This window comes from Methyloceanibacter caenitepidi (genome assembly GCF_000828475.1).
GTDB classification, from domain to species: Bacteria; Pseudomonadota; Alphaproteobacteria; order Rhizobiales; family Methyloligellaceae; genus Methyloceanibacter; species Methyloceanibacter caenitepidi.
Window position 1 is genome coordinate 2,031,605 of sequence record NZ_AP014648.1, and the last position, 16,113, is coordinate 2,047,717.

A 16,113-nucleotide genomic window follows, 5' to 3' on the forward strand; every position below is an offset into this window, starting at 1 on the left:
GGAAGGGCCGTCTAATCCGGGTCGTCAGTCGCAAGGAACTCAGTCGCCCATTGCGTCGTCTTCGGCATCCTCGACGGAATAACCCAAGGCGCTGAGACCCTCTTCGAGATAATCCGAGAGCAGCGGCATGCCCAAAAGGTAATCGGCCGTACGCTTGTTGTGCTCCGCGCGGGCGGTCTCCAACGCGTCCTCGAGTTCGTCGGCGGCAAAGGAGCCCCGGCCGATCCAGGCCAGCGCGACCAGGCTGACCTGCTCGTCGACGTTCATATCCTGAATGAAGCTCCGCAATTCGGCGACAGTGGAGTCGTCCGCGAAATCCTCGAGGATGGAGTCGGCGTCGTGGTCAGACGAGTCGCCGTCGTCCCAGGCGCCGACTTTCGCGTCGTATTCCCGTGCCTTGACGATGACAAAGCCGACCTTGGTCGGTGATATCTCCAAGCCTGCCATAGGATCTGCGCCGAAGACCGGCTCCTTCTGCTAGGGCGTCGCGTCTACACCGAAACCATGCCTGAGTTAGCCCATGCCAGCAACTCAGTCTCTCAGACTTGCTGCCGCATCCGCGACGACCTGTTCGAACATTTCCGGGGTCAGCCGTCCCGTATTGGTGTTGAGGCGCGAGCAATGAAACGTGTCGAACAGAAGGAGGCCGCCGGGCAGTTCATGCCGGGCCCCGTGGGCGAACGGATAATCCCGCTTTTTGACTGCGAAGCTCGTCAGGATGCTGTCATGGGCAACGCGACCGATGGCCAAAAGCGCGCGCAAATTCGGCAGGGCCGCCTTCCGCCCTTCGAGAAACTGGCGGCAGCACTTGATCTCGCTGCCCGTCGGTTTGTTTTGCGGCGGGACGCAGCGCACGGCGTTGGTGATCATGCAATCGACGAGGTTGAGCGCTTCGGGTCTCAGGACGTCGTGCTCGCCTTGGGCGAGGCCCGTCTTCAGGAGGGTGGGATAGAGAAGGTCGCCGGCGAAGTCGCCCCAAAACGGTCGCCCCGTCCTGTTTGCGCCTTTCAGTCCGGGTGCCAGGCCCACGATGAGCAGCCGCGCGGTATCCGGCCCGAAGGACGGGACCGCGCCGTTGAACCAGTCCGGATGGGCCGCCGCATTCTCGTGGCGGAACGCGACCAGGCGTTCGCACAACGCGCAATCCGTCTTTGGCTCGGCAATTTCGTTGACAGGCACCATGCGCGGCGAAGCACCTTGAAGACTTGGGAGTTGCCATGGGTAGCCTTGCGGCTGCGAGAGAGCAACGTGCATGGGGATAACGCGTAAGGCGACACCGGGCGTCAGGGCAGGTGCGTGGTCGGCTCAGGTCTCGACGAAATCGGACGGGTCGTAGGCTTCCGTGGCTTCCGTGGCTTCCGACTCGTTGTCCAGCCGGCGGCGCTGGGAGCGATCTGAGGTCGTGCGGCCAATCTCGTGCTGCAGGTCGGCCAGGTCGATGAATTGATCCGCCTGCCGACGCAGCTCGTCCGCGACCATGGGTGGATTGGTCGAGAGCGACGATATCACGCTGACGCGCTTGCCTTTGTGCTGCAGGGACTCGACCAGGGAGCGAAAGTCACCGTCGCCCGAGAAAATCACGAGGTGATCCAAATGCTCGGCGAGCTCCATGGCATCGACGGCGAGCTCGATGTCCATATTGCCTTTGACCTTGCGCCGCCCCGTGGCGTCGACAAACTCTTTGGTCGGCTTCGTCACCATGGTGTAGCCGTTGTAGTCGAGCCAATCGATCAGCGGACGTATCGAGGAATATTCCTGATCCTCGGCCAGGGCCGTGTAGTAGAGCGCGCGCACAAGCTGTCCTTTGGAGCGGAATAGCGCCAGCAGCCGCTTGTAGTCGATATCGAAGGAAAGGGTCTTTGAAGCGGCGTACAGATTCGCGCCGTCGATAAACAAAGCAATCCGTTCCGTCGGATAGAAGTGCATCACGGGTCCTAACGATCAAATTACGTGTTGGTACGGGAAAACAAACGCGTACAACGAGTTACTTTCGTTTAGGGGCGGAGGCTCCGCAATTGGTCGCAATGTCTCAGATACTGGTCGGAATGGGGGCGAACTATCCGGGGCCGTGGGGTGTGCCCTCCGACACGCTCAATCGGGCGCTGCGCGAACTTGACGACAAGGGCGTTACGCTCCTCAGGGTCTCGGACTTCTACGAGACGGCGGCTGTGGGCCGCGCGGGCCAGCCGCCTTATGTGAACGCGGTCGCGCTTATCGAGACGGCGATGCCTCCGGACGCTTTGCTGCGCCGGCTGAAACAGATCGAGCGGGCCGCCGGGCGTCGAGGCGGAAGTCCTTGGGGACCGCGGAGCCTCGACCTGGACATTCTGGACTTCAAGGGGCGCGTCCAGAACTGGCAGGGCGCCGCGCCGCGATTCTCCCGGGCCGGACCGCGCCCGTTGGTTTTGCCCCATCCCTGGATCGAAAAGCGCCCCTTTGTGCTCCGTCCGCTCCTGGATGTGGCGCCGCATTGGCGCCATCCGGTGACAAAGGAGTCGGTCTCGGCCCTGTGGCGGCGTGTCGCGCAAGGGTGGGAAGGGCAGGTTCTCAGGGTCCTGGCTCCCGAGACACGACTTGCCACGAGCGCCTGATTTGCATACATAGAGTCCAAATTCCTCCCATTCCAAAAGGATTTTCAGATGGCTCGCGTCACCGTCGAGGACTGCGTCGACAAGATTGAAAACCGCTTCGAGCTCGTACTTCTGGCCAGCCACCGCGCCCGCACCATCTCGGCCGGTGCTCAGCTGACCGTGCCGCGCGACAATGACAAGAACCCCGTCGTTGCCCTGCGCGAGATCGCCGAAAAGAAGTTCACCCCGGACGACCTCAAGGAAGATTTTATCCACTCCATGCAGAAATACGTGGAAGTGGACGAGCCCGAGGCCGAAGCCGTTCCCGCTCTCACGCAGGATGCGCGTATGCCGGTTCTCGGTCAGGACGATCAGTCCACCGACACCCAGATCGACCGGATGACCGAAGAAGAGCTTCTGCGCCGCATGGCGACCCAGGCGCCTTCGGATGGCTCCAATGCGGGACCGCGCGCGCGTTAGCGGACAGACAAGACACCGGCGAGATGACGCACCGCAGCCCTCGCCGGACCTCGTTCTCATACGCGACATTAGATTTGCGGCAACTCTGGTTCTCCTAGGGCCTTGTGCTGCCACGGTCTGGCGCGCCATTCTGGCGGGCTGAGATGACCCGCCAATACGAACTAGTTGAACGCATACTGAGCTATCAGCCCTCGGCCAACGAGGCCTTGCTGAATCGCGCCTATGTCTATGCGATGAAGGCGCACGGCAATCAGAAGCGTGCGTCCGGGGCGCCATATTTTTCGCACCCGCTGGAAGTAGCGGCGATTCTGGCCGACATGCGCCTGGACGATGCGACGATCGCCACGGCGCTTCTGCACGACACGATTGAGGATACCGAGGCGACGCGCAGCGAAATCGATGCGCTGTTCGGCGCGGAAATCGGCACGCTGGTCGACGGCCTCACCAAGATCAAGAAGCTCGACCTCGTCACCAAGAAGGCGGAGCAGGCGGAGAATTTCCGCAAACTTCTCCTCGCCATCTCGAGCGACATCCGGGTTCTCCTCGTGAAGCTCGCCGACCGCCTGCACAATATGCGGACGCTCGAGCACATGAAGCCGGCCAAGCGCCGGACCATCGCCGAAGAGACGATGGACATCTACGCCCCGCTTGCCGGCCGCATGGGCATGCAATGGCTGCGCGAAGAGCTCGAGGATTTGTCGTTCCGCTGGCTGAACCCGGAGGCCTACGCCACTGTATCCGAGCGGCTGCGGGCCCTGCGCCAGGACAACCAGGGCCTCATCGACGAGATTCAGGGCGCGCTGACGTCGAAGCTCAAGGCCGCGCGGGTGAAGGCCATCGTCGCCGGGCGGGAGAAGAAGCCCTACGCCATTTGGAGCAAGATGGAGCGGAAGCAGATCTCCCTTGAGCAACTGTCTGACATATATGCCTTCCGCATCGTCGTTCCCAAGGTTCCGGACTGCTACCGGGCGCTGGCGGTAGTTCACACGACCTGGCACACCGTGCCGGGGCGCTTCAAGGACTACATCTCCAATCCCAAGCAGAACGACTATCAGTCCATCCACACGACGATCGTCGGCCCCAAGCATCAGCGCGTGGAACTGCAGATCCGGACCGAGGAGATGCACTCGATCGCCGAGTACGGCGTCGCGGCCCATGCGCTCTACAAAGAGGGGGGCAGCGGCAAGCGGGTCCCAGCTCAAGATTCAAGCGCATACAGGTGGTTGACCCATCTGGTTGGTATTCTGCTCGAAGGCGACAACCCGGAAGAATTTCTGGAGCACACCAAGCTCGAGCTCTTCCACGACCAGGTCTTCTGCTTCACGCCCAAGGGACGGCTGATCGCGCTCCCGCGCGGCGCCAATTGCATCGACTTTGCCTATGCCGTCCACACCCAGGTGGGCAACACGGCCGTTGGCGCCAAGATCAACGGTCGACCCATGCCGCTCGCCTCGACGCTGCGGAATGGCGACGAGGTCGAAATCGTCTGTTCCGAAGCCCAGTCGCCGCCCGTGGCCTGGGAGCGCTTGGCGGTCACCGGCAAGGCCCGGTCCGCCATCCGCCGGGCCTCGCGCGACGCCGTGCGCCTCCAATACGACAAGCTCGGCCGGGAGATCCTGGATCGGGCCTTCCGCCGGCACGGTCAGACCTTCAGCGAGGAGGCGATCGCCAAGGCATTGCCGCGCTTGTCGCAAAAGACGGCCGAAGACGTGGTGACCGCCGTGGGCCGAGGCGAGCTGTCATCGGGTGATGTGTTTCGCGCGGCCTTTCCGGAGGAAATCGCCGGCCCCATGCCCAAGCGCCGCCGTCAGGTGAAGCGCAGCGAGGAAGGTTGGTTCGGTCTCGGCAAGGTCATGGGACTGAAATTCCGCTGGCCGGGCTCAGCGGGCAAGGAGCGCAGTGAAAGTCACGCGGGCCCGGAAAGCATCCCGATCCGCGGTCTGAAGAGCGGACTTCCCGTGCACTTTGCCGATGGTGGGGCCGTCCCCGGCGACCGCATCGTCGGGATTCTATCGCCGGGACACGGGATCACGATCTATCCGATTCATGCCGCCGCACTGCAGGCGTTCGACGACGAGCCCGAACGGTGGATCGATGTCACCTGGGACATCGACGAGGACAATCCCCAGCGCTTCCCCGCCAAAATTGCGGTGACGGCCATGAACGAGCCGGGCAGTCTGGCCCAGATCGCGACGGTGATCGGCGAAGTGGACGGCAATATCCAAAATATCAAGATGACCAACCAGGTCGCCGACTACACGGAGATGCTGATCGACGTGGATGTGTGGGATCTGCAGCATCTCAACGAGATTCTGACCGGCTTGCGCGCCCGAGATGTCGTTAGCAGCGCCACGAGATCGGAAGACTAACGGCCCGCAAGATACTGGCGCAAAGCGCCAAATAACCCCAAATATGTTAGGTCACGCGCCCGTAGGCACGAATGCGGGTTTTCGCCTGCAACGAGGTAGAGATGCTGTTCAAGCGCCGTGAGGCGGAAAGTTGGCTGAACCGGGTTCGGGTGTCGTTGTGGCCGCGCCGCAGTTGGGGCCGCTCGACACGCTATGTCGTACACCGGGTGCGCCGCTTGAGCGCGACGCCCCATGCGGTCGCCTTAGGCTTCGCCGCCGGTGTATTCATCTCCTGCACGCCTTTCATCGGCTTTCACATGATCCTTTCCGCCACGCTGGCGTGGATCGTCGGCGGCAGCATCGTCGCCGCGCTGCTCGGCACCTTCATCGGCAATCCGCTGACCTATCCGCTGTTCTGGTTCAGCAGCTACGAAGTGGGCTCGCTCATGTTGGGCCGGGGCGAGAACAAGGTCGAACTCGATCTTTCGGCCGGCATCTTCCAAACCGAGCAGATCTGGACGCTTTTAAAGCCGATGACGCTCGGTTCGATACCCATCGGCATTGTGCTGGCCGCGCTGTGCTATGCCTTGGTGAGGCCCGCCGTGAATGCCTACCAGCATCGGCGCCGCGATCTTCGCTCCGCGAACGAGGTCGTGTGAGCGCGCTGGAAGGAGAGGCAAGGTGGAACAGGTGACACGCGCGCCCAAGATCCGGCTGGGGATCAATATCGACCATGTCGCGACGCTGCGAAACGCGCGCGGCGGCGTGCTGCCCGATCCCATTCGGGCGGCACAGCTTGCCGCGGATGCCGGCGCCGACAACATTACCGCTCATTTGCGCGAGGACCGCCGGCACATCCGCGACGAGGACATCGCCCGGTTACTCGCCGAGGTCGACTGCCCGCTCAACATGGAGATGGCCGCGACCGACGAGATGACCGGCATCGCGCTCGCGGCGAAGCCGCCCTGGACCTGTCTTGTGCCCGAGCGGCGGCAGGAAAGGACGACCGAAGGCGGTCTCGACGTCGTCGCACAGCACAACGCCTTGGCGCCTGTTGTCGCCTCATTGGCGGACGCCGGAATCCAGGTGTCGCTCTTCATCGGGGCGGAGCGCGCACAGATCGAGGCGGCCGCCCGGCTGGACGTGCCGGCGATCGAGATTCACACGGGCGGCTGGTGCGACGCGATCGCCGAAGGCCGTAAAGCGGACGCCGAGGCGGAATGGCAGGCTATCGTCGACGGCGCCGCCTATGCGCATAGCCTCGGCCTCGAGGTCCATGCCGGCCACGGTCTCAATTATGTCACCGCGGAGAAGATCTCGACGATTCCGCAAATCGTCGAACTCAATATCGGCCACTTCCTGGTTGGCGAAGCGGTCTTTGTCGGCCTCGGCGAATCCATCCGGCGGATTCGAGCGGCGATGGACCGTGGACGTGACTCCTTGCGTCTCGGCGAGGGGGGGCGTGTGGCGTCATGATCATCGGCCTCGGCAATGACATCATCGACATCAGGCGCATCGAGAAGACCATCGAGCGCTATGGGGAACGCTTTCTCATGCGCGTCTTCACCGAGACCGAGCGGCTGAAGTCCGACCGGCGAAAGCTGCGCGCCGCATCCTATGCGAAGCGCTTCGCAGCCAAGGAGGCCTGCGCCAAGGCGCTCGGCACCGGATTCAGCCGCGGGGTCTTCTGGCATGATCTCGGCGTGGTCAATTTGCCGTCGGGGCGTCCGACCATGGCGCTCACGGGGGGTGCCGCGCGCGTCTTATACGAGCTTCTCCCGGACGGCCACGACGCCCAGATCGACCTCACCATTACTGACGATTTCCCCACGGCCCAGGCGATTGTCATCATTTCGGCGATTCGGCGGTCGCCATAAAATTGCGCCAGTAACCGCGTCCTTGGTTTGCTCAGGACCTGGGGAGGGGCTATAGGGGCTCCGACAACACTTGCTGAAAGGGTCGTCCGCTGCGCGGACGCGCACCCTTAAGGAGAGCGCCGCATGAGCGTGGACGCGGAAAAGACGGCTTCAAAGGGAAGTAACTGGGAGACGGTTCGCGTCGTCATTCACGCGCTGATCCTGGCGCTGATTGTGCGCGTGTTTCTGTTCCAGCCATTCAACATCCCGTCGGGTTCGATGATTCCGACGCTGCTCATCGGCGACTACCTGTTCGTCTCGAAATACACCTACGGCTACAGCCGCTATTCCTTTCCCTTCGGTCTGAACCTGTTCTCGGGTCGCGTCTGGGCGGCGGAGCCGAAGCGCGGCGATGTGGTGGTGTTCAAGCTGCCCCGCGACAACGAAACCGACTACATCAAGCGCGTCATCGGCTTGCCCGGAGACGAGATCCAAATGATCCACGGTGTACTTCACATCAACGGCGAAGCCGTGGACAAGAAGAAGGTGGGCGACTTCGTCACCGAAGCCGTCGGCGGGCGAGAGCGTCATTTCACCCGTTACATGGAGACTCTTCCGAACGGGGTCACCTATCCGGTGCTCGACCTCGTCAACGAGGGGGTCGGCGACAACACCGATGTCTACGAGGTGCCCGAAGGCCATTTCTTCATGATGGGCGACAACCGCGATAACTCCACCGACAGCCGCTTTCTGTCCGAGGTCGGTTTCGTGCCCTTTGAGAATCTCGTTGGCAAAGCGCAGGTCATCTTCTTCTCCATCGACGAAGATGCCAGCTTCTGGCAGGTCTGGCGTTGGCCGACGGATGTCCGGTGGGACCGCATATTCAAGACGGTGAACTAGGCTCGTGGCCAAACGGCGCATCTCTGATGTCGGTGTCCTTGCCGAGCGCATCGGACACAAATTCAACAAGCCCTCGCTGCTGACCTTGGCGCTGACGCATGCAAGTGCGCGCCCCGGCTCCAAGCCGAACGAAGACAACGAGCGCCTAGAGTTTCTCGGCGACCGCGTGCTGGGCCTGTCGATCGCGCAGTTGCTGTCGGAACGCTATCCCGAAGCCAGCGAAGGCGAACTGGCGCGATGGTTCAACCATCTCGTCCGGACTGAGACTTGCGCGGAAGCCGGCCAAAGCTGGCACTTGGGCGACTTCATCTTGATGAGCGGCGGGGAAGCCGGTTCCGGCGGACGGCGCAAGAAGACGATTCTCGCCAATGCGTGCGAGGCGGTGCTGGGCGCGGTGTTCTCCGATGCTGGCTACGACGCGGCGCGCGAGCTTGTCTGGCGCACCTGGGCGCCGCATCTTGCCGAGTTGAAGGAGGCCGCGCCGGACGCCAAGTCGGTCTTGCAGGAATGGGCGCAAGGACGTCAGTTGCCGCTCCCCAACTATATCGAAATATCGCGCGAAGGCCCCGACCATGCGCCGCTCTTCACGGCGGAAGTGCATGTGGAAGGCGTGGCGCCCGAGCGCGGCGAGGGCTCGAACAAGCGCGCGGCCGAGCAGGCCGCGGCGCTGGCGATGCTTCTGCGGGAAGGCGTCTGGCAGGCTTCCGCCAATGACTGACACTTCCGACGTCTCGACGCGGTGTGGCTTCGTCGCGCTCATCGGCGCGCCCAACAGCGGCAAGTCCACGCTGACCAACGCGCTGGTCGGCGCCAAGGTCTCGATCGTCACACACAAGGCGCAGACCACGCGCGGCCCCGTGCGCGGCATCGTGCTCGCAGGCGACGCGCAGGTTATCCTGGTCGATACGCCCGGCATCTTTCAGCCCAAGCGCCGGTTGGACCGCGCCATGGCGCAGGCGGCCTGGGAACGGGCAGGAGATGCGGACATCGTCGCTCTCGTCGTCGATGCGGCGCGCGGACTGGACGAGAAGCTGGAACCCATTATCGAGCAGCTGCCCGAGCTGAACCGCCCCGTGATCGCCGTGCTCAACAAGATCGATCTCGTAAAGAAGCCGGACCTGTTGAAGCTCACATCCGACATTCTAGGTCTCAAGGCCTTTGCGGAGGTTTTCATGGTGTCGGCTCTGACGGGCGACGGCGTCGACGATCTCCGGGCCTATGTCGCGAACGCGGTGCCCGAAGGACCATGGCTGTTCCCTGAAGACCAGCTCTCCGACGCCTCGCTCCGGCAGACCGCCGCCGAGATCACACGCGAGAAGCTGTTCCTTCGCCTCCATGAAGAACTGCCGTATGCACTGACGGTCGAGACGACCGACTGGAAAGTGCTCAAGGACCAGAGCGTGCGCATCGAGCAGACCATCTTCGTCGAGCGCGAGAGCCAGCGCCGCATCGTGCTCGGCGCCAAGGGACAGATGATCAAGGAGATCGGCCAGGCCTCGCGTGAGGAAATTTCCGAGATCGCCGGCGTCCCCGTGCATCTGTTCCTGTTCGTGAAGGTGCGCGAACGTTGGGGCGAAGACCCCGAACGCTTTCGCGAGATGGGCCTCGACTACCCTAAGAAATAAGCCGGTTCACGCTGCTCTCGGCGGACTAGGCAAAGCCACGACACTTAGGCCAAGCTGCGGAATGGACTGGAGCGACGAAGGCATCTTCTTGAGCGGCAAGCCGCTCGGCGAAGCGAACCTCATTGCCGAGGTCCTGACGCTCGAGCACGGCCGTCACTTGGGCCTTGTGCGCGGGGGCCGGTCCCGCCGCGTGCGCCCCACGCTCCAGCCCGGGAACCTCGTCCGCGTGACCTGGCGCGCGCGGCTGGCCGAACATCTCGGCGGCTACAATGTCGAACTGATGGAGGCGCACGGGGCCCGCGCGCTTGACGACCCGCGGGCGCTTGCGGCGATCGGCATGCTCGGGGAGTTCGTCAAGCTGCTGCCGGAACGCGACCCCCATCCCGAACTCTACGCCACCACGCTCCACGTCCTGCGGTCCTTCGCCGAGCCGGACATCTGGCCGGCGCTGCTCGTGTACTGGGAGATGCAATTGCTCCAGGAAATCGGCTTTGGGCTCGATCTCACGTCCTGTGCCGCGACGGGGAGCACGGAGGAGCTTGTCTATGTCTCGCCGAAATCGGGGCGGGCGGTCAGCCGGGAAGCCGGAGCGCCTTACGCGGACAAGATGCTGCCGCTGCCGCAATTTCTGATCGACAGTTCCGCTTCGCTCGCCCCTACGGACGTGGTCGCGGGCTTTGCGCTTACCGGGTTCTTTCTGGAGCGGGACGCGCTGGCGCCTCACGGCCTCAAATTCCCCGATGCGCGGATGCGCCTGCTCGATCTCCTGCGGCGGGAGCCTCACGCTGCTTGAGGCGACTCACTGGGGGACATATGTTAGAAGTAATCCAGCATTTCATCGCTTGGCTCGAGGTCAGCGCTAGATTTAGAACGCTCCCTAGATTTCTTTTCGCCTGAGGCTTTCTTTTGGAATCGTCTCCGAACAACGCTGATACTCGAGACATCGAGCAATTCGTCATCCAAAAAACTGACGTCCTTCGAGAACATTTTTCCTAAGACATCATCATTTTTTACTGCCGCGACCAGCTCGCGGTCTGTGGTCCATTTGCGCTGAACAGCCTCGTAGACGAACAGCCAATTGTTGCTATTGACCCCGTTCTGTTTTGCTTCGGCTCGCCACCCCCACTTTGCAAGATTTGTCTTTAGAAGGCCTTTTTGGATCAAAAGACCCATTATCGAGAAAATGATTGAGTTTGGACGTGCATCCGCCGCCGCGAGATCCTTATCATCGAGTTGTAATTTCAATACGCCGCAGACAACCAGACACCACGCGACTTCGAAGTCGTCGCGATGCTTTAAGTGCGTGTCGAGCATAGTTGTCACCCAGCGCTTGATACGGCCTGAGAATTCCGGAGATCGGCAACGCTTCTGATTGTTGATTAGGAATTCGGCTACATGGGACGTGCAGAATGGGAAATCGCGGGCAAGTCTCAGAAGAGCAACTAAGATCGTTGAGAAATTCTCTTCGATGTTTTTCAGAGACAGCAATCGCCGACAGGCCCACGTTGCCGGCAATGCTGACGCACTCTCATCACAACAGTGCAGACTAAATTCGATTAGCCGCTCGATATCACGACCTTGGTCAGCTGGATTGATGTCTGAAACAGTCAGAGTCTCGAAATCGAGCTTCCATCTCTCCGTGAAGAGCTTGTAAGAACGAACGACCCCACTTTTTTCTTCGTTGAGATGTAGATTGTAGTTGTCCAGTGCTCGGCGTAGTGCGCCAAGAATGGACATGCCTTCAGCCTCATCGTTCGCACCAATGAAGAAATCATCCATAAGCCGAAACGATCGGTCACCAATCAGATAGGGCTGCAGCTCCGGCTCGTGCTCTACGCCCGCCAATAGAATCTCGGCGAGTACCCGAGAAGTGTCTGGCCCGACGGGGATGCCAAAAGTCTCCCTGGATTGGCCAGCCTGCATTGCGAAGTCGAGCTGACTGGACCAGTGGCGGTGCAGCCGCCTCTCGGCGAGCAATTGCTTCGCTTTGGACTTTCCGAGAACCGCCCATGGCAGAGAATGGGTGTATATTGTGTAGAAAAATCGAGAAACGTCGGCTTGCACGACATATTTGTAGTCAGATGACAGTTTAGCTTTTCGTGTCCTAGCTTCTTTGAAATCAAGTCCTTTGAATGCTTTATCTCTTTTTATGTCCTCGGACGTATCGTATAGCGACACCCCGTTGTCACAGAGCAAACGTTTTATTTCGGACCTATTGTTACAAAGTGCCAGACAAGTAGCTATTTGCGCCTTTGGATGAACGAGAGCTAGCAAGCGTCGGTTGCCATTGGTGCGAGGAATAGAAAAATTGACATATTGAGTGCTCTGACGAGTGAGCGCGCCCATCTGTGCTTTTAGAGTAGCGTAATCATCTCTGCAGAACTGAGAGAACGATTTTGTTGTGATAATTGGAGGTAATTCGGCTGGAAGGTACGCGGTACGCATTAATGCGTACATGAAGTCCCTAAGGTTCGACGACCGCGCAGCCATCCCCAACATTTACCGCAGAGTTCACCACAACCCAAGATAGATTTAGACTACCTGCTCGACGTGAGAGCAGTCCTTGAGGCGACTCACGCGATGGGTTAGCCAAACGGTATGGGAAAACGCGCGACGCCCCCCGAGCAGGGGCCTATTGAGCCGATCAATCTGAAAGAGGCGCTGGAAGAGCGCTATCTCGCCTACGCCCTGTCCACGATCACCCACCGGGCGCTACCGGACGTGCGCGACGGGCTGAAGCCCGTGCACCGGCGGCTACTCTACGCCATGCAGCAGTTGCGGCTGCAGCCGCAGGGCGAATTCCGCAAATGCGCGAAGATCGTCGGCGACACGATGGGCAACTTCCATCCCCACGGCAATCAGGCGATCTACGATGCGCTGGCGCGGCTGGCGCAGGATTTTGCCGTGCGCTATCCGCTCATCGACGGGCAGGGGAACTTCGGCAATATCGACGGGGACAACCCCGCCGCCGACCGCTACACCGAAGCGCGGCTGACGGATATCGCCGCGCGGCTCCTGGAAGGCATCGACGAGGACACGGTCGACTTCCGCCCCAATTACGACGGGCGCGAGATGGAGCCTTCCGTGCTCCCGGCGAACTTCCCAAACCTGCTCGCCAACGGCGCCTCCGGTATCGCCGTCGGCATGGCGACGAACATCCCGCCCCATAACGTGGGCGAGCTCTGCGACGCCGCGCTTCATCTCATCAAATTCCCGAACGCCACGGCCGACAAGCTCGTGTCCTTCGTGCCGGGGCCGGATCTGCCCACCGGCGGCATCATCGTCGAGCCGCGCGAGCAGATCGTCGACGCCTACAAGACGGGGCGGGGCTCATTCCGCTTGCGCGCGCGCTGGGAGAAGGAAGACGCCGGGCGCGGCACCTATCAGGTTGTCGTCACCGAAATTCCCTATCAGGTGCCCAAGGCGCGCCTCGTTGCCCGCATCGCCGAACTGCTGCAGGCGAAGAAACTGCCGCTGCTTGCGGACGTGCGCGACGAGTCGGCCGAGGATGTGCGGTTGGTGCTGGAGCCGAAGAGCCGGAGTGTCGATCCCGCGTTGCTTATGGAGTCGCTGTTCAGGCTGACCGAGCTCGAGACGCGCATCTCGCTCAACATGAACGTCCTGAGCGGAGGCAAAATCCCCAACGTGCTGGGCCTGCGCCAAGTCCTACTCGAATGGCTTGAGCACCGGCAGGAAGTGCTGGTCCGCCGTTCCAATTTCCGCCTGTCGAAAATCGACCACCGGCTGGAGGTGCTGGAAGGCTATCTGATCGTCTATCTGAACCTCGACCGGGTCATCCAGATCGTGCGGGAGGAGGACGAGCCGAAGCCCGTCCTGATGAAGGAGTTCAAGCTCACCGACGTTCAGGCCGAGGCCATCCTCAACATGCGGCTCCGCGCCTTGCGGAAGCTGGAGGAGATGGAGATCCGCCGCGAGCACGACGATCTCACCAAGGAACGCAAAGAGCTGAAGGCGCTCCTCAAGTCCGAAGACAAGCAGTGGAAGCGCATCGCCGACGAGATCAAGGAGATCAAGGACGCGTTCGGCCCGAAGACCGAGCTTGGCCGCCGCCGCACCACGTTCGACGAGGCGCCCGACGACGTGGCCGACGTTCTTGCGGAAGCGATGATCGAGAAGGAACCCGTCACCGTCGTCCTGTCCGATAAAGGATGGATACGGACGATCAAGGGGCACAACACCGACACCTCGAAACTGTCGTTCAAGGACGGCGACAGGTTGAGGCGGCTTCTTCTCGCACAGACCACGGACACGCTCCTGTTGTTCGCCACGAACGGCCGCTTCTATTCGCTGGCGGTCGACAAGCTGCCGGGCGGCCGCGGTCACGGCGAACCGTTCCGCCTGATGATCGACATCGAGGACGCGGGCGACTGCGTCGAGCTGATCGTCCACGAGCCCGGCCGGAAGCTGATGGTCGCCTCGACCGCCGGCTACGGTTTCATCGTCGCCGAAAACGACGTGATCGCCATGACCCGCAAGGGCAAGCAGGTGCTGAACGTGAAGGGCGACGACGAGGCCGCGGTCTTGGCGCCCGTGTCCGGCGACAGCGTCGCCGTGATCGGCGACAACAGAAAGCTGCTGCTGTTTCCCCTTTCGGAATTGCCCGAGATGCCGCGCGGCAAGGGCGTGCGCCTGCAACGCTATCGCGACGGCGGGCTCGCGGACGCGAAGACCTTCTCCAAGAAGGAAGGGCTGGTCTATATCGACGCGGCGAACCGCAGCTTCACCCTGTCGTCGGCGGACCTGCGCGACTGGTGGGGCGCGCGCGCTGCGGCCGGCCGGCTGCCGCCACGCGGCTTTCCAAAGTCAGGCAAATTCGGCGAGAAGTTCTAGCGCTTGGGGGCGCTGGGGCTGGAGCCCCGTACCCAGCCTCGGGACGTCAGCCGTTCCTGGGGCTGGAAGCGCTCCTTGTAGCGCATCTTCCGCGAGCCCTCGATCCAGTAGCCCAGATAGACATACGGATAGCCGACGGAGCGGGCGTACTCGACATGTTCGAGGATCATATACGTGCCGAGGCTGCGCTGGGCGAAAGCCGGGTCGAAGAAGCTGTAGACCATGGAGATCCCGTCGCTCAGCCGGTCGCACAGCGCCGCCGCGACCAGCGGTGTCTCGCCGGTGACCGGGTCCGGCTTCTGCCGGTACTCGGTGATGAACGTCTCGACCACGCTGTCCTCGACCATGAGCGAGAAGTCGAGAACGCTCATTTCGGCCATGCCGCCGTCTCCGTGCCGCGCCTCGATGTAATCGCGGAAGAGGGCGTATTGCTCGGAGCTGGGGGTCGCGGCCTGGCGTGTGACCACGAGATCGCTGTTGGCGCGCGCGATCCGTTTCAGCGACCGCTTCGGCTCGAATTCGTTCACCAGCAGACGCACGGGAACGCAGGCCGAGCAGGAGTCGCAATAGGGCATGTAGGCGATGTTCTGGCTGCGCCGGAAACCGCCCTTGAGCAGATTGTCGATCAGGAAGCCGGGCTTGTCGCGGGTCAGGTGCGTAAAGAGCTTCCGCTCCATCCGGCCGGCCAGGTACGGGCAGGGCTGGGGGGCGGTGATGTAGAACTCCGGAAAATTGTTCTTGTGTTCTGTCACGGGTACCGGACCGGAAGCGAATCCACGTCAATCCTCCGACAGCTTAAGCGAGGATTGGCGGCGGGCGCAATCGGCGCCGCGCCCGCGCCGCACAGAGCTTGGATAACCCGGGTCAGACGGTCTCCGCCGACCCCGGCCGGTTGATCACCACGACCCCCGCTAGGATGTCGTGCAGGCAGCGCTTCCGGGAATCGAAGAAGCACCACAGCAGGATCGGGAAGAACAGCGTCAGCGAGAACCAGAACAGGAGCGCGTGGAACGCGGCGATCAGCGGCGTCACCTTGCCGCCGTACCACATCGGCACGGCCAGCCCCATCATGCGCTGTCCGGGCGTGGACGACTTCGGCCCGCCGATCGTGAAGGCGTTGTAGGCGAGGCCGACGAACGGAAAGATGAGACCGAACAGGAGCCAGCCAAGCCCCAAGGTCAGAACGCCGAGCACCGCCACGACCACGAATGCGATCACGGTCAGGATGGCGATCATGACGGCGTCGATTAGAAATGCGACACAGCGCTTGCGGATGACGGCGCTGAAGAGCTGCGGTTCCGTCACCGGGTTGTAGACATGCATTTGTCCTGGGACGGTCGCGGTGGTGGGAGTCATGGGGTCCGACATTGGGTCTCCAAATTGATGCATGAGCATTTCTCATATGGGAGGTGCACGCGGTTTCCGCAACGTGAGCGCCTGTCCGCGGGGGCGTCGGTTGCCGTCCGTCAGGCGACGTCCTAGG

17 protein-coding genes are annotated in these 16,113 nt (G+C 62.0%); 11 read left to right on the forward strand and 6 right to left on the reverse strand.

The annotated features are described in order from the left end of the window. Positions 1-39 precede the first annotated feature (39 nt). The 3 genes from GL4_RS09405 to GL4_RS09415 form a co-directional block, all read right to left on the reverse strand. Positions 40-447 carry a DUF3775 domain-containing protein gene (locus GL4_RS09405; protein WP_045366913.1) on the reverse strand — a complete coding sequence of 136 codons (408 nt, stop codon included), beginning with the start codon at positions 445-447 and terminating at the stop codon, positions 40-42. A gap of 84 nt (positions 448-531) precedes the next feature. Then, the gene (locus tag GL4_RS09410) at positions 532-1,182 is read right to left on the reverse strand and encodes a uracil-DNA glycosylase (RefSeq protein ID WP_045366915.1); all 651 of its coding nucleotides are present in this window, start codon (positions 1,180-1,182) and stop codon (positions 532-534) included. Positions 1,183-1,305: 123 nt separating this feature from the next. Continuing rightward, positions 1,306-1,926 carry a LabA-like NYN domain-containing protein gene (locus tag GL4_RS09415; protein WP_045366917.1) on the reverse strand — a complete coding sequence of 207 codons (621 nt, stop codon included), beginning with the start codon at positions 1,924-1,926 and terminating at the stop codon, positions 1,306-1,308. A 98-nt stretch (positions 1,927-2,024) separates the two neighbouring features. On the opposite strand from GL4_RS09415, the gene folK reads away from it, so the two are divergent. The 10 genes from folK to recO all read left to right on the forward strand — a co-directional run bounded on the left by folK (position 2,025) and on the right by recO (position 10,572). Next, complete coding sequence (folK, locus tag GL4_RS09420; RefSeq protein ID WP_082025597.1) at positions 2,025-2,591, forward strand: 2-amino-4-hydroxy-6-hydroxymethyldihydropteridine diphosphokinase; 567 nt, start codon at positions 2,025-2,027, stop codon at positions 2,589-2,591. A gap of 48 nt (positions 2,592-2,639) precedes the next feature. Further along, the gene (rpoZ, locus tag GL4_RS09425; protein ID WP_045366919.1) at positions 2,640-3,050 is read left to right on the forward strand and encodes a DNA-directed RNA polymerase subunit omega; all 411 of its coding nucleotides are present in this window, start codon (positions 2,640-2,642) and stop codon (positions 3,048-3,050) included. 143 nt (positions 3,051-3,193) lie between these two features. After that, positions 3,194-5,419: a RelA/SpoT family protein gene (locus GL4_RS09430; RefSeq protein ID WP_045366921.1), complete on the forward strand. Its 2,226-nt coding sequence runs from the start codon at positions 3,194-3,196 to the stop codon at positions 5,417-5,419. 71 nt (positions 5,420-5,490) lie between these two features. Next, positions 5,491-6,057 (forward strand): DUF2062 domain-containing protein, encoded by a 567-nt coding sequence (locus GL4_RS09435; RefSeq protein ID WP_156137496.1) that lies wholly within the window; start codon positions 5,491-5,493, stop codon positions 6,055-6,057. 31 nt (positions 6,058-6,088) lie between these two features. Continuing rightward, a complete protein-coding gene (locus GL4_RS09440; protein WP_045369882.1) occupies positions 6,089-6,874 on the forward strand; it encodes a pyridoxine 5'-phosphate synthase in 786 nt (261 codons plus the stop codon). After that, complete coding sequence (gene acpS, locus GL4_RS09445; RefSeq protein ID WP_045366923.1) at positions 6,871-7,275, forward strand: holo-ACP synthase; 405 nt, start codon at positions 6,871-6,873, stop codon at positions 7,273-7,275. Before GL4_RS09440 ends, acpS begins: the two co-directional genes overlap by 4 nt. 123 nt (positions 7,276-7,398) lie before the next feature. Continuing rightward, the gene (gene lepB, locus GL4_RS09450) at positions 7,399-8,154 is read left to right on the forward strand and encodes a signal peptidase I (protein WP_045366924.1); all 756 of its coding nucleotides are present in this window, start codon (positions 7,399-7,401) and stop codon (positions 8,152-8,154) included. Positions 8,155-8,158: 4 nt separating this feature from the next. Then, positions 8,159-8,872 (forward strand): ribonuclease III, encoded by a 714-nt coding sequence (rnc, locus tag GL4_RS09455; protein ID WP_045366925.1) that lies wholly within the window; start codon positions 8,159-8,161, stop codon positions 8,870-8,872. Next, the gene (era, locus tag GL4_RS09460) at positions 8,865-9,779 is read left to right on the forward strand and encodes a GTPase Era (protein WP_045366926.1); all 915 of its coding nucleotides are present in this window, start codon (positions 8,865-8,867) and stop codon (positions 9,777-9,779) included. Before rnc ends, era begins: the two co-directional genes overlap by 8 nt. Before the next feature lie 61 nt (positions 9,780-9,840). After that, a complete protein-coding gene (recO, locus tag GL4_RS09465; protein WP_045366927.1) occupies positions 9,841-10,572 on the forward strand; it encodes a DNA repair protein RecO in 732 nt (243 codons plus the stop codon). Between the two features lie 23 nt (positions 10,573-10,595). Here the strand turns inward: recO and GL4_RS09470 are convergent, their stop codons facing one another. After that, entirely contained in the window at positions 10,596-12,125 is a 1,530-nt protein-coding gene (locus GL4_RS09470; protein WP_172653329.1) for an RNA-directed DNA polymerase, read from the reverse strand. 252 nt (positions 12,126-12,377) lie between these two features. Between GL4_RS09470 and parC the strand changes: the two genes are divergently transcribed. Further along, on the forward strand, positions 12,378-14,630 hold the full coding sequence (parC, locus tag GL4_RS09475; RefSeq protein ID WP_045366930.1) for a DNA topoisomerase IV subunit A: 2,253 nt from the start codon (positions 12,378-12,380) through the stop codon (positions 14,628-14,630). On the opposite strand, the gene GL4_RS09480 is transcribed toward parC, so the two are convergent. Next, the gene (locus tag GL4_RS09480; RefSeq protein ID WP_045366932.1) at positions 14,627-15,382 is read right to left on the reverse strand and encodes an arginyltransferase; all 756 of its coding nucleotides are present in this window, start codon (positions 15,380-15,382) and stop codon (positions 14,627-14,629) included. The genes parC and GL4_RS09480 overlap by 4 nt on opposite strands. A gap of 112 nt (positions 15,383-15,494) precedes the next feature. Beyond that, positions 15,495-15,998, reverse strand: a complete 504-nt coding sequence (locus GL4_RS09485; RefSeq protein WP_052464329.1) for an RDD family protein — start codon at positions 15,996-15,998, stop codon at positions 15,495-15,497. Positions 15,999-16,113: the final 115 nt, after the last annotated feature.